Source organism: Duganella sp. BJB476 (genome assembly GCF_003416895.1).
GTDB lineage: Bacteria > Pseudomonadota > Gammaproteobacteria > Burkholderiales > Burkholderiaceae_D > Rugamonas.
This window is the reverse complement of sequence record NZ_QVIO01000008.1, coordinates 22,717-35,725: the sequence shown is the minus strand read 5'-3', so window position 1 is coordinate 35,725 and position 13,009 is coordinate 22,717. Positions and strand designations below refer to the sequence as shown.

Sequence of the window (13,009 nt, the reverse complement as noted above, 5' to 3'; positions counted from 1 at the left end):
ATGCGGCCATAGTGCCAGAGTCCCACCGTTTTGGGAACCGCCGTGCAAGGCCATGATAACGCGCCGGACAGCGGCGCGTGCGCTCCAGGGAATTTATCAGGAATAGCTTACAAGTTCCGTGTCTTGACGGGTGTTACCGTATGTATCAATCGGCCTTACAAAGTGACGTGGGGCAGCGCCGTCGAGGAGGCCGGGGCGGCCGTGTGGTGGATGTCGGGCTGGGGGATGGCGTCCATCAGGGCCACCATGGCGTGCACGCTGCGGTCCGCGTCCAGCACCTGGCGCGAGCGCATTTGCGGCCGGGGCAAGGCGTGCGTGTAGTAGTGCGCCCCTTCGACCAGGTAGCCCAGCGCCCACAGGTTGCGGGCAGGCTGGCCGAAGTCGTCGCGCGGCCGGCCGGCGGAGTCGATGTCGAGGCCGCCGGGGTGGAAACTGCCGTTGAAATACGGTCGCGCCAGGCCCCTTTTGAGAATATTACGGATGAGTAAGGAATCGTCACTGGCCGGGAAAAAGCCGTCCAGGCGGGCAATCAGCAACACATCGACAGCATGTTTGACGACCCCGCCGCCGAATTGGGTGCTCAGCACGTAGCACGCGTTGCGCTCGTCGAGCTCGATGCTGCTGTGGGGTCCCGACAGGATTTCGATCACGCCGGCGTCCAGCAGCGCCAGCAGTTCCTGGTTGCGCCGCAGCGGCGGCCCGAAGGCGCTGCGGTTGATGGCCGGGTGGTAGACCTCCAAAAATTGGCGGTGCGAGGCCGGCGTCAGCCCGCCATGTTCGATCGCCGCCTGCAAGGTGGCGCGCACATCGCGCAGCACGTCGGTGGCGGCCTTGATCGCGCTGCCAACATTGCCTAGCCTGGCTTCGGCCAGGTCCTCGCGCAGCCAGCCGTTGAAGAATGCGCGGAACTCATCCAGCGTGGCGAACTGGCGTCCGCGCAGCGGGAACAGCAGCTGGGCTATCAGCGCGTCGTCGTCCGCTGTCAGCACGAAGCTGGCGGGATCGGGGATGGCCTTGGCCAGCGTGCCGCGGTAGACCCAGGCCATTTCGCGCTTGAGCAGCGGCAGCAGTTCGCGCTCGAAGTCCAACTGGCGGCTGCCGCGCGAGGCCAGCGCCAGGCGGCGCAGCGCGGCCACCGCGTCCGGAGTGAAATAGTGCGGCTGGTGGCGACCGTCCAGCCCCTTCTGGTTGACGCCGCGCGCGGCGGCCGGCAGGCAGTTGCGCGAGCACAGGGTCAGCTGCGGCTCGCCGCCGGAACGTTCGTAGCGCAAGCCGTGCTCGCCGCGCACGAAGGCCCCGCCCCGCCCCACCGTCAGCTCGGCGATGATGTCGTGCGCGCTCAGGCCCAGGCCTTGGATGGCGACGCGAGCGCCGGCGGCTATGCCGTTGAGCTGCTCCAGCGGATAAGCATGGCGGACGAAGGCCAGCCGGCTGTTGTGGCGCGCCTGCTCGCGGGCGAACTGGGCCAGCTTCTCGTCCTGCTCGCTGGGCTGGTTGCGGCCGTGGCCGGTGGTCAGGAAGGCGAAATCGCTGTGCACCAGATAGCCGGTGTCGAGCTCGACGGCGTAACCGCCATCGGGCAGGCGCCACATGTCGCGGGCGCGCAGGCGGTGGTGGCTCAGGCGCACGCTGGACGGCAGCGCGGCGGCGATCTGGCGATAAGCCCAGGCCAGGTATTCGCCCAGCAGGCTGCGCGGCAGGTAGTCTGCTTCGGTGATGTCGACGCCGCCGTGTTCGCCCAGTTGGTAGTAGCGCTCGCCGACGCGACGGTAGCCGGCTTGGCGCGCCCACGCCGTCAGCGAGGGCGTGGCGCACACCGGCGGATACTGCACGGCGCCGGGAGCGGGAAACAGCGTGACTTGGCTGGCGATGGTGTTGATCAGCAAATGCTGCGGCTGGCGCGTGCTGTGCACGCCTGGGCCGCAGTCGCCCGGTTCGATCAGGTGGAGGTCCAGCGGCAGTTGGCGGCCGGCGGCGATGGCGGCGATGCGCTCAAACGCGCTGAGCCCGCGCGGGCCCATGCCGATGATGGTGACACTGTAGCGTTTCATGGGCAACCGTCCTTTATCGTGGTCAACTTGCCCATGATAAAGAAACGGTCTTTAAAGCAACTTGCTACCGCTCAATGCTTAACCGTGTTCACGGCCTTCAGTGGTACGGCGTGCACACCTTCAACTGCCGGGATGTCGTCGGCGACCAGCTCGGCGTCGCTCATCGGGCCGCTGCCGCTGTACTTGTCGAGGAACAGGTAGATGACCGGCGTGATGTACAGCGTGATCACTTGCGAGAAGATCAGGCCGCCCACCACCGCCAGGCCGAGCGGCTGGCGCAGCTCGGCGCCGGCGCCCAGGCCCAGCGCGATCGGCAAGGCGCCCATCAACGCCGCCATGGTGGTCATCATGATCGGGCGGAAGCGCAGCACGCAGGCTTCGCGGATCGCCTCGGCCGGCGTGCGGCCTTCGTTGCGCTGCACGTGCAGCGCGAAGTCGATCATCATGATGGCGTTCTTCTTGACGATACCGATCAGCATCAGGATGCCGATGATGGCGATCATCGTCAGGTCCAGGTTGAACAGGCGCAAGGTCAGCAAGGCGCCCACCGCGGCCGACGGCAGGCCGGCCAGGATGGTCAGCGGATGGATGTAGCTCTCGTACAGCACGCCCAGCAGCACGTAGATCACGCCCAGCGCGGCGATGATCAGGATCAGCTGGCTGCTTTGCGAACTCTGGAACACCGCCGCGTCGCCGCCGTAGTTGGTGATGATGGACGGCGGCAAATGCATGTCGGCGCCCATTTGGTCGATCTTGGCGGTGGCCTTGCCCAGCGGGACGTCCGGCGCCAGGTTGAACGACAAGGTGATCGCCTGCAGCTGGCCCTGGTGGTTGACGGCGGTCGGGCCGATGGTGCGCTCGACCGTGGCAAAGCTGGACAGCTGCACCAGGTTGCCGCTCTTGTTGCGCACCGAGATGCGGGTCAGCGCATCGTCGAACTGGCGGTCGGCGGTGGCCGCTTCCAGGATCACGTAATAGCTGGCGGCGGGCGAGTAGATGGTCGACACCTGCCGTTCGCCGAAGGCCAGGTAGAGTGCGGTGCGGACGTCGCCGATAGCCACGCCGAGGTTGTTGGCCTTGTCGCGGTCGATCTTCAGCGATGCCTGCAAGCCCTTATTCTGCGAATCGCTGGTGACGTCGCGGAAGTCGGGATCGGCGCGCAGCTTGTCGAGGTACTTTTGCGCCCAGTCGTTGAGCGCGCCTGGGCTGACCGATTGCAGCGTGTACTGGTAGCGGCTCTTGGACTGGCGTCCGCCCAGCTGCAAGTTCTGCACCGGACTCAGGTAGACCGAGATGCCGGCCACCGTCTTGGTGGCCTTGCGCAGGCTGTCCAATACCTGCGGCATTTTCTGGCGCTGGTCGCGCGGCTTGAGCACCAGGAACATGCGGCCGCTGTTGCCGCCGCCGACAAACGAGGTCACGTCCTGCACATTGGGATCGGCCTTGATGACGGCCGCCACGCGCTCCTGCAAGTCCATCAGCGAGGCCGACGAGATGTCTTCCGACGCTTCGGTGGTGACGCGGATCTGGCCCAGGTCTTCCTCGGGGAAGAAGCCTTTCGGGATGGTGATGTAGAGCACCGCCGTCAGCGCGAAGGTGCCGATCGCCGCCATCAGCACGATGTAGCGGTGGTGCAGCGCGATGTCCAACGTGCGCACATAGCCGTTGCGCAGCGCGGTGAAGCCGGTCTCGAACCAGCGGCCGATGAAGCCGCCCTTGTCGTGCTCGGGATCGATGGCGTCGGCCGGCAGCAGGCGGCTGGCCAGCATCGGCACCAGCATCAGCGACACCGCCGCCGACACCAGCACCGACAGCGCCACCACCACGGCGAATTCATGGAACATCAAGCCGATCACGCCCGGCATGAAGAAGATCGGAATGAACACGGCCACCAGCGAGACCGAGATCGAGATGATGGTGAAGCCCATTTCCTTGGCGCCGATCAGCGAGGCTTGCAAGGGCTTCTTGCCCAGCTCGATGTGACGGACGATGTTCTCCAGCACCACGATGGCGTCGTCGACCACCAGGCCGACCGCCAGCGTGATGCCGAGCAGGGAAACGTTGTCGAGGCTGTAGCCGAAGGCGTACAGCAAGGCCAGCGCGCCCAGCAGCGAGATCGGCATCGTGATGGCCGGGATGAAGGTCGCGGCCGCGCGGCGCAGGAACAGGAAGATCACCAGCACCACCAGGAAGATGGTCAGCAGCAGGGTCAGGTTGACGTCGTGGATGGCTTCGCGGATCGACACCGAACGGTCGTTGACGAGGTTGATGTTGATCGAGGCCGGCAACTGGTTCTTGAAGCGCGGCAGCAGGCGGCGCACGCCGTCCACCACCTGCACGGTGTTGGCGTCCGGCTGGCGCTGCACCAGCAGCACGATGGAGCGCTCGCCGTTGTAGCTGCCGGCGGTCTTGACCGACTGGAAGCTGTCCTCCACCGTCGCCACATCCTTCAGGCGCACCGGCTGGCCGTTGCGCTGGGCGACGATCAGTTCGGCGAATTCGGAGGCCTTCATCAGCTGGGCGTTGCCCTGGATGGTCAGCGTCTGGCTCGGGCCGTCCAAAATCCCCAGCGGCGTGTTGGCGTTGGCCGACTTGATCGCCTGCTGCAATTCATCCAGGGTCAGGTTGCGGGCGTTCATCAGCTCGGACTTGGCGCGCACGCGCACGGCGAAACGCTTCTGGCCGTTGACGCTGACCTGGGCCACGCCCGGCAGGGTCGACAGCGACGGCGCGATCAGGTTTTCGGCGTAGTCGTTCAGTTCGGCCAGGGTCAGCGACGGCGAGTTCATGGTCATGAACAGCACCGGCGCGTCGGCCGGGTTGACCTTGCGGTAGGACGGCAGGTCGGTCATCTCGATCGGCAACTGGCGCTGGGCGCGCAGCAGCGCCGCCTGCACATCGACCGCCGCTTCATTGACGTTGACGCTGGGGTCGAACTCCAGCGTCAACGAGGAATTGCCCAGCGTGTTGGTGGAGGTGATCAGCGCCAGGCCGGCGATGGTGGAGAACTGCTTTTCCAGCGGCAGCGCGACGGACGAGGCCATCGTGTCCGGCGCGGCGCCCGGCAGGTCGGCCGAGACGTTGATGACCGGGGTGTTGTAACTCGGCAGTGCGGCGACCGGGATGTAGAAGTACGACAGTACGCCGGCCAGTATCAAGGTCAGCGACAGCAGCACCACCATCACCGGCCGGCGGATGCATAACTCGGAGAGGTTCATGCTTAGCCCTTCTGCTTGGTCGCGTCCGTGGCCTTGTCGGCCCCGGCGATACGCACCTTGCCGCCCGGCCGCAGGTTCTGCTTGCCGTCGACGATGACTTTCTCATTGCCGCTCAGGCCGGACACGGCGGCGCTTTCGCCAAACGCGTACAGGCGCTTGATGTTCACCACCTTGGCGGACTGGTCGGCATCAACCGCGTAGATGAAGGTGCCGCGGGTATTGCTGATGATGGCGTTTTGCGGTATCACCATGGCGTCTTTCAACACTTGCGAGATGAGCTTGGTGTTGACGTACTGGCCCGGCCACAACATGGTGTCCTTGTTGTCGAACTGGGCTTTCACGCGGATCACGCCGGCGACCGGATCGACGGTGTTGTCGATGAAGCTCAGGGCGCCGCTGATTTCCTTGTCGGAGTTGCCCAGCGCGACCTTGACCGGCACCGCGCCCTCATGTTGCGCTTGCAGCAGGCCGGCCAGCGCCGACTCCGGCAAGGTAAAGGACACCGTGATCGGATCGAGCTGGGTGATGGTGGTCAGCGAGGTGGCCAGTTGCACCAGGCTGCCCGGATAGACGTTGATGGCGCCGACGCGGCCGTTCATCGGCGCGCGGATCGCGGTGTAGCTGGCGTCGACCCCGACCGAGCGGGCGGCGGCGACATCGGACTGCAGCAGCGCGCGCGCCGAATCGACCTGGCTCTTGAGCGTGTCGACGGCGCCCTGGGCGATGAAGTTTTTGGACAGCAGTTCCATCGAGCGCTTGTACTGGCGCTCGTAGTCGGCCAGCGCGGCCTGGTCGCGCGCGACCTGGGCCTGGGCCTTGTCGACATTGGCGCGCTCGCTGCGGTCGTCCAGCGTGAACATCAGCTCGCCAGATTTGACGAACTGGCCTTCCTTGATATGCACCTTGGCGATGGTGCTGGTGGTTTGCGGATGCAGATCCACCGTGCTGATCGGCGTGACGGTGCCATTCGCTTGCAGTACCACGGGCACATCCTGGCGCACCGGCGCGATGACGCTGACAGTGGTGGGGCCTTGTACGCCCGCGCCGTTGGCAGTTTTCGGCTGTTCGGCCGTTTGATGCGTCGTGGTCCAGACGCCGCCGCCTGCCACCACGATGGCGCCGACCAGGAATGCTAAGGAAGATTTTTTCATTATTCTTTGAACTAGGTTTACTGTCGGAAAACATTGCCGCCCTGCATTAGGCGGAATATTGTCGCATAGTATTTGCCGGGAAAACCGCGCCGTGGCCATCGGCGGGCGCTTTTTTCCGGGCTGGAGTTGGGCGCGGGGTTTAGGCGCCGGCGTAGTATTCGGGCACGATCAACGTGACCTCCAGGCCGCCTTCGGCGTGGTTGGACAGCATGACATTGGCGCCGTGCTGTTCGGCGATGTTGCGGGCGATGGTCAGACCCAGGCCGGTGCCGCCCGATTCGCGCGAGCGCGAGGTTTCGATGCGGTAGAACGGTTCGAACACGCGCGCCATCTGGTCCTGGTCGATGCCGGGGCCGCCGTCGCGGATGCGGATGCGGGCCGCGCCCACCATGCGCTCGACGGTCACGTTGGCGTAGTGGCCGTACTTGACGGCGTTGTCGATCAGGTTGACCAGGCAGCGGCGGATCGCCAGCGGCCGGCCCATCAGCGCCATCGCCGCGCGGCCGCGCAGTTCGACCTGCTGGCCGCCGTCGGTGGCGTCGCTGCACACGCTGTCGAGCAGCGCATCGAGGTCCAGCGCCTGCATGGTTTCGGTGGTGTCCATGCTGCGCGCCAGGTCCAGGCCTTCCTTGACCATTTGCTGCATCGCCGACAGGTCGTCGATCAGGCGCTGCTGCAATTCCTGGTCGCCGACTTTTTCCAGCCGCAGGCGCAAACGCGTCAGCGGGGTTTGCAGGTCGTGAGTGATGGCCGCCAGCATCTGGGTGCGCTGCATGATGTGCTGCCGGATGCGCGCCTGCATGGCGTTGAAGGCGGCGCTGGCCTGGCGGATTTCGGCCGCGCCGCTCAGCACCAGCGGCGCGTGGTTGATGTCGTTGCCCAGGTCCTTGGCGGCCTGCGCCAGCTGCTTGAGCGGACGCACGGTCATGCGGGTGACCAGGTAGGCCAGCGCGGCAATGCTGAACAGGAAGGGCAGCATGGGCAGCAGTTCGCTATGGCCCGACGGCGGCGGCGCGCGCGGCGGCAGCACGGACAGCTTGAGCACCTGGCCGTCGTGCAGCTGCACATTCATGGTTTCGCAGGTGCCGCGCCATTGGCTGGGTGCGAAGATGTTGTTGCTCTTGCGCGGCAGGTCGCACGCGGCCGGATGTTCGTCCAGCGGCCCCAGCTTGAGTCCCGCGCCCAGGCGCTGCTGCAAGGTGGCGGAAAACTCGGTCGGCGGCAGCGCGGTGGTCAGCGACACGCTGGTCGCTTCCAACCGGACGGTGCCGCGGTTGGCCATGCGCAGGTAGGTGGGACGCGAGGCTTCGGGCAGCACGTCCGCCGTGGTGATCAACTGTTCGGCACGCTCCAGCGCGTGGAAGTCGCGGTAGCGCTCCAGCGCGCGCGTGCGTTCGCCCACCGCCAGCCACTGGGTCAGCGCCGCCGAGGCGACGATACCGAGCAGCAGTATCAGGAACACGCGCCCGGTCATTGATCCGAAGAAGGCTTTCACGCTTGCGGCTCCACGGTGACGGTGCCGGCCAGCACGTAGCCGCCGTTGCGCACGGTCTTGATGATTTGCGGCAGGCGCGCGTCCTCGCCCAGTTTCTGGCGCAGGCGGCTGATCTGGATGTCGATCGAGCGGTCGAAGGGATCGGCGTCGCGGCCCTGGGTCAGGTTGAGCAGCTGGTCGCGGTTGAGCACCCGGTTCGGATGTTCGAGGAAGACCTTGAGCAGGCGGAACTCGGCGCCCGACAGCATGATGACGATGCCGTCCGGATTGAGCAGGTGGCGCGCGGTCAGGTCCAGCGTCCAGCCGGAGAAGCGCAGCTGTTGCGCCTTCTCGGCGCCGCTGCCGACCGGCATGGCGTTACTACGACGCAGCACGCTGCGGATGCGCGCCAGCAGCTCGCGCGGCTCGAACGGTTTCGGCAGGTAATCGTCGGCGCCCATTTCCAGGCCGAGGATGCGGTCCAGCGGTTCGTTGCGGGCGGTCAGCATGATGACGGGCAGCGTGGAGTGGGCGCGCAGCTTGCGGCACAGGGTCAGGCCGTCGTCGCCGGGCAGGTTGAGATCGAGTACGACCAGGTCGGGGCGGCCTTCGTCGAGCAGCTTCCACATGGCGGTGCCGTCGGCGGCGCACAGGGCGCGGTAGCCATTCGATTCGAGGTAGTCGGCCAGCAGGGTGCGGATGTCGCGATCGTCGTCTACGATCAAGATAGTTGATGTGGGTTCCATGTGCTAATTATCCCCAGTTAGACAGTGCGTGACCAATCACCAATTGTATCGTCTTGTATATCCCCCTAGGGGCGAAACATCTGGATACAAAATCCCCGCCCCGCGAAACTTGGCGGCAACCTTGCCCTGCCACTATGCATTCAAGCGCGGCGCCACCGCATCGCGATACCTAACTTTCAATGATAGAGGAACGACCATGAACGTCTTACGCAAAAGCATATTGATCGGTTTTACCGTACTGGGCATGGCGGCAGCGCAGGCCCAGGACACGGCCCCGCCGGCCGGCCGCCACGGCGCCGCTGTCAACAAGGAACAGATGCAGGCCAAGATGGCGGAGATGTTCGCCAAGCGCCAGGCCAAGATGCATGATCTGCTGAAGCTGACGACGCAGCAGGAATCGGCCTGGGCCACCTACCAGGCGGCCATCACGCCGGCCGCGACCGGCGGCACCTTGCCGGACCGCGCGGCCATCGCCAAGATGTCGGCGCCGGACCGCATGGCCAAGATGCTCGACCTGAGCAAGCAGCATCAGGCCAAGATGGAAGCGCACCTGGCCGCGCTGACGGCGTTCTACAGCCAGCTGACGGCCGAGCAGAAAGCCATCTTCGACGACCACAGCATGGGCGGCGCGCATGGCGGCCACGCCGGTCCGCGCGGCGGCTGGAACGGCCACCGCGGCTGAGCTGCCTAGTTCAGTCGCGCCAGGGATGCGGTGAACTTGGCCGCATCCTGGAAGCCGATAACGCGGGCGCCGTCGATTTCCTTGCCTTGCTGGTCGAACAGGATGATGCCCGGCGGGCCGAACAGGCCGAAGCGCTTCAGCATGGCTTTGTCGTCGGCGTCGTTGGCGGTCACGTCCACTTGCAGCAGCACGCTGTTGGCCAGCCGGGCGCGCACTTGCGGATCGACGAAGGTCAGTTTTTCCATCTCCTTGCAGGACACGCACCAGTCGGCGTAGAAGTCCAGCACGGCGCTCTTGCCGCCAGTCTGGGCCAGCACGGCGTCGAGCTGCTGCACGGTCTTGATGCGCTGGAAGGCCAGCGGCGCTTCATGCTTGCCGCCGGTCAGATGCGCGAGCGGCGCCAGCGGATCGCGACCACCGCTGACCACGCCCACCAGCTGCATCAGGCCCAGCACGGCAACGATGACGCCGGCCGCCTTGGCCACCCACTTGCCCCGATTCATCAGCAGGTACATGCCGTAGCCGACCAGCAGCGCGGCCCAGCCCATCATCTGCACCGCGGCCGGCAGCACCGGCGACACCAGCCACCAGCCCATCGCCAGCATCAGCACGCCGAAGAAGCGCTTGACGGCGTCCATCCACATGCCGGCGCGCGGCAGCAAGGCGCCGGCCGATACGCCGACCAGCATCAGCGGCACGCTCATGCCGACCGCCATCGCGAACAAGGCGCTGCCGCCGATGACGATGTCGCGGCTCTGGCTGATGTAGACCAGCGCGGCCGCCAGCGGCGCGGCCACGCAAGGACCGACGATCAATGCCGAGATCGCGCCCATCACGAACACGCCGGCCAGCTTGCCGGAAGACTGGCGGTTGGACACCGTGCTCAGTTTCGATTGCAGCGCGGCCGGCACTTGCAGCTCGTAGAAGCCGAACATCGACAGCGACAGCGCCGCCATCAGCAGGCCGAAGGCGCCCAGCACCCACGGGTTTTGCAGCGCGGCGGCCAGCCCCTCGCCCGCCAGGCCGGCGGCGACGCCGAGCGCCGTGTAGACAATGGCCATGCCGAGCGAATACGTAACCGACAACAGCAGGCCGCGTCCACGACTGCTGTTGGCGCCCTCGCCGACGATGATCGAGGACAGGATGGGCACCATCGGCAGCACGCACGGCGTGAACGACAGGCCCAGGCCCAGCAAGGCGAACAAAGGCAGGATGACCAGCAGCTTGCCCGATTTGAGCGCCGCTTCAAGATGGCCGGAATCGCTGACCGGCACGGCTGCTGTCGGCGGGGTCAGCGGCGGCAGGATGGTGGCGGTCGGCATCGGGATGGCGCGGATGGTGACGCCCGGCGTCAGCGGCGCAGGCTTGCCTTCGCCCACTGTGGTGCTGGCAACCGGCGCTGCGCTGGCGGCCGGTGTGCTCGCAGCCGGCAGCACGGCCAGCGGCGCCGCCGTGGCGTTGACTGGATTGGTTGCGATTGCGGCGGTGGCGGCGACGGCGGGCTTGGCGCCGGCTGGTGCGGCCGGCAACGGCACCGAACCGCTGGCGACCAGCTGGATTTTGTAGTCCTGCGGCGCATAGCACAAGCCCTTGTCCGAGCAGCCCTGCCCCACGGCCATCAGCGTGAACGGACCGTCGGCCTCCACCGGCAACGTCATGGTGACGGTCTTGCGGTAGGTCTCGACGTTTTTCTGGAAAGTCTCGTCGAAGTGCACGGTGCCGGCCGGGATGGACAGCGCGCCCAGCTTGGCGCCGTTGGCGCTGAACTTGAAGCGCTCGCGGTACATATAGTAGCCGTCGGCGATCTGGAAGCTGACCGACACCGTATGGCCGTCGACCATGCGGGCTGAGAATTTGAAGGCTAGCTCGGGCTCCAGGAAGCCATCGTCGGCAAGCGCGGGACGGGCCATCAACATGGCGATCAACGACAGCAGCGGCAGTAAAAGGCGGGCGATACGGAGCATGGGTTTTCTTTCGACGAAACGAGCACCAGCATAGTACACCGGGCCTGCCGTTTGCGCCTGAACCAGGCCTTAAGCCGTGAAGCCATAAAAAAAGCCAGGCAGAGCCTGGCTTTCTTCAATCACACGGTGACAACGGCGAAGATTACTCTTCAGCGGTTGGCGCTGCGTCGATGTCGGTGACTTCTGGACGGTCCATCAGCTCAACGTAAGCCATTGGAGCGTTGTCGCCAACACGGAAACCCATTTTCAGGATGCGCAGGTAGCCGCCGTTGCGGTTTGCGTAGCGTGGGCCCAGTTCTGCGAACAGCTTCAGAACCATTTCACGATCGCGCAGACGGGAGAATGCCAGACGCTTGTTAGCCAGGGTGTCGGTCTTGCCCAGGGTCAGGATCGGCTCAACTACGCGGCGCAGTTCTTTAGCTTTTGGCAGCGTGGTTTTGATGGCTTCATGACGCAGCAGGGAAACGGTCATGTTGCGCAGCATTGCCAGACGGTGGGACGAGGTACGATTCAGTTTACGGAGGCCGTGACGGTGACGCATGGTACTTCCTTTCAGGTGTTTAAATCCGAGTTCTTCGATCGCTCACATTAGCCGCGAGCGCGGACCGGTTCTAGGGATATACGCCCGCTACGACATGTAGCGGGCGGTGCAGCAACTACAAATCAGTTGGTAACAGGGCAGAACATCGCTGCGCGATGTCCAGCACTGTCACCCAATCTGTTATTTTTCCAGGCCGGCAGGCGGCCAGTTTTCCAGCTTCATGCCCAGGGTCAGACCGCGGGATGCCAGAACTTCCTTGATTTCGTTCAGGGACTTGCGGCCCAGGTTCGGCGTTTTCAGCAGTTCGTTTTCCGAACGCTGGATCAGGTCGCCGATGTAGTAGATGTTTTCAGCTTTCAGGCAGTTGGCCGAACGCACGGTCAGTTCCAGGTCGTCCACTGGACGCAGCAGGATAGGATCGACCAGCGGAGCGCGCGAAGGAGCTTCGGCAGCGGCTTCGGTGCCTTCCAGGGCGGCGAACACGTTCAGTTGATCGACCAGCACGCGGGCCGATTGACGGATCGCTTCTTCCGGCGAGATGACGCCGTTGGTTTCGATGTTGATGATCAGCTTGTCCAGGTCGGTACGCTGTTCCACGCGAGCGGACTCGACGAAGTAGGAAACGCGGCGCACTGGCGAGAACGATGCATCCAGAATGATGCGGCCGATGGTCTTGTTGGTGTCTTCGGACAGGCGGCGTACGTTACCTGGCACATAGCCACGGCCTTTTTCGACTTTGATCTGCATGTCCAGTTTGCCGCCGGCGGTCAGGTGGGCGATCACGTGGTCCGGGTTGATCAGTTCCACGTCGTGTGGCAGATCGATGTCCGAAGCCAGGATGGCCCCTTCGCCTTCCTTTTTCAGGGTCAGGGTGACGGAGTCACGGTTGTGGACTTTGAAGACCACGCCCTTCAGGTTCAGCAGCAGGTCAACGACGTCTTCCTGCACGCCGTCGAGCGACGAGTATTCGTGTACAACGCCCGCGATCGTCACTTCGGTCGGCGCGTAGCCCACCATCGACGACAGCAGTACGCGGCGCAGCGCATTACCCAATGTATGGCCATAGCCGCGTTCGAACGGCTCCATCACTACTTTAGCGTGGCCGGCGCCCAGCGCCTCTACATCGATAATACGTGGCTTCAACAGACTGTTTTGCATGAAATGTCCTCTTCAATACCCTCG

9 protein-coding genes are annotated in these 13,009 nt (G+C 64.9%); 1 reads left to right on the top strand and 8 read right to left on the bottom strand.

From position 1 onward, the window contains the following. Positions 1 to 155: 155 nt before the first annotated feature. The 5 genes from D0T21_RS26000 to D0T21_RS25980 all read right to left on the bottom strand — a co-directional run bounded on the left by D0T21_RS26000 (position 156) and on the right by D0T21_RS25980 (position 8,640). Positions 156 to 2,051, bottom strand: a complete 1,896-nt coding sequence (locus tag D0T21_RS26000; RefSeq protein ID WP_116992798.1) for an FAD/NAD(P)-binding protein — start codon at positions 2,049 to 2,051, stop codon at positions 156 to 158. 71 nt (positions 2,052 to 2,122) lie between these two features. Then, positions 2,123 to 5,269, bottom strand: a complete 3,147-nt coding sequence (locus tag D0T21_RS25995; protein ID WP_116992799.1) for an efflux RND transporter permease subunit — start codon at positions 5,267 to 5,269, stop codon at positions 2,123 to 2,125. A gap of 2 nt (positions 5,270 to 5,271) precedes the next feature. Then, entirely contained in the window at positions 5,272 to 6,420 is a 1,149-nt protein-coding gene (locus D0T21_RS25990; RefSeq protein WP_116992800.1) for an efflux RND transporter periplasmic adaptor subunit, read from the bottom strand. A 139-nt stretch (positions 6,421 to 6,559) separates the two neighbouring features. Next, positions 6,560 to 7,915: an ATP-binding protein gene (locus tag D0T21_RS25985; RefSeq protein ID WP_199538575.1), complete on the bottom strand. Its 1,356-nt coding sequence runs from the start codon at positions 7,913 to 7,915 to the stop codon at positions 6,560 to 6,562. Continuing rightward, entirely contained in the window at positions 7,912 to 8,640 is a 729-nt protein-coding gene (locus D0T21_RS25980; RefSeq protein ID WP_116992802.1) for a response regulator, read from the bottom strand. Before D0T21_RS25980 ends, D0T21_RS25985 begins: the two co-directional genes overlap by 4 nt. 196 nt (positions 8,641 to 8,836) lie before the next feature. Between D0T21_RS25980 and D0T21_RS25975 the strand changes: the two genes are divergently transcribed. Further along, positions 8,837 to 9,322: a Spy/CpxP family protein refolding chaperone gene (locus tag D0T21_RS25975; protein ID WP_116992803.1), complete on the top strand. Its 486-nt coding sequence runs from the start codon at positions 8,837 to 8,839 to the stop codon at positions 9,320 to 9,322. Between the two features lie 5 nt (positions 9,323 to 9,327). Here D0T21_RS25975 and dsbD read toward each other — a convergent pair whose 3' ends face one another. The 3 genes from dsbD to D0T21_RS25960 form a co-directional block, all read right to left on the bottom strand. After that, positions 9,328 to 11,286 carry a protein-disulfide reductase DsbD gene (gene dsbD, locus D0T21_RS25970; protein WP_116992804.1) on the bottom strand — a complete coding sequence of 653 codons (1,959 nt, stop codon included), beginning with the start codon at positions 11,284 to 11,286 and terminating at the stop codon, positions 9,328 to 9,330. 142 nt (positions 11,287 to 11,428) lie between these two features. Then, positions 11,429 to 11,827 (bottom strand): 50S ribosomal protein L17, encoded by a 399-nt coding sequence (gene rplQ, locus D0T21_RS25965; RefSeq protein ID WP_008444345.1) that lies wholly within the window; start codon positions 11,825 to 11,827, stop codon positions 11,429 to 11,431. Positions 11,828 to 12,007: 180 nt separating this feature from the next. Continuing rightward, positions 12,008 to 12,985: a DNA-directed RNA polymerase subunit alpha gene (locus tag D0T21_RS25960; protein WP_008444343.1), complete on the bottom strand. Its 978-nt coding sequence runs from the start codon at positions 12,983 to 12,985 to the stop codon at positions 12,008 to 12,010. Between the last annotated feature and the right edge of the window lie 24 nt (positions 12,986 to 13,009).

Coding starts and splice junctions, on each gene's coding strand:
- D0T21_RS25990 (WP_116992800.1), bottom strand. CDS start 6,420: ATGAAAAAATCTTCCTTAGCATTCCTGGTCGGCGCCATCGTGGTGGCA.
- dsbD (WP_116992804.1), bottom strand. CDS start 11,286: ATGCTCCGTATCGCCCGCCTTTTACTGCCGCTGCTGTCGTTGATCGCC.
- D0T21_RS26000 (WP_116992798.1), bottom strand. CDS start 2,051: ATGAAACGCTACAGTGTCACCATCATCGGCATGGGCCCGCGCGGGCTC.
- D0T21_RS25975 (WP_116992803.1), top strand. CDS start 8,837: ATGAACGTCTTACGCAAAAGCATATTGATCGGTTTTACCGTACTGGGC.
- rplQ (WP_008444345.1), bottom strand. CDS start 11,827: ATGCGTCACCGTCACGGCCTCCGTAAACTGAATCGTACCTCGTCCCAC.
- D0T21_RS25980 (WP_116992802.1), bottom strand. CDS start 8,640: ATGGAACCCACATCAACTATCTTGATCGTAGACGACGATCGCGACATC.
- D0T21_RS25960 (WP_008444343.1), bottom strand. CDS start 12,985: ATGCAAAACAGTCTGTTGAAGCCACGTATTATCGATGTAGAGGCGCTG.
- D0T21_RS25995 (WP_116992799.1), bottom strand. CDS start 5,269: ATGAACCTCTCCGAGTTATGCATCCGCCGGCCGGTGATGGTGGTGCTG.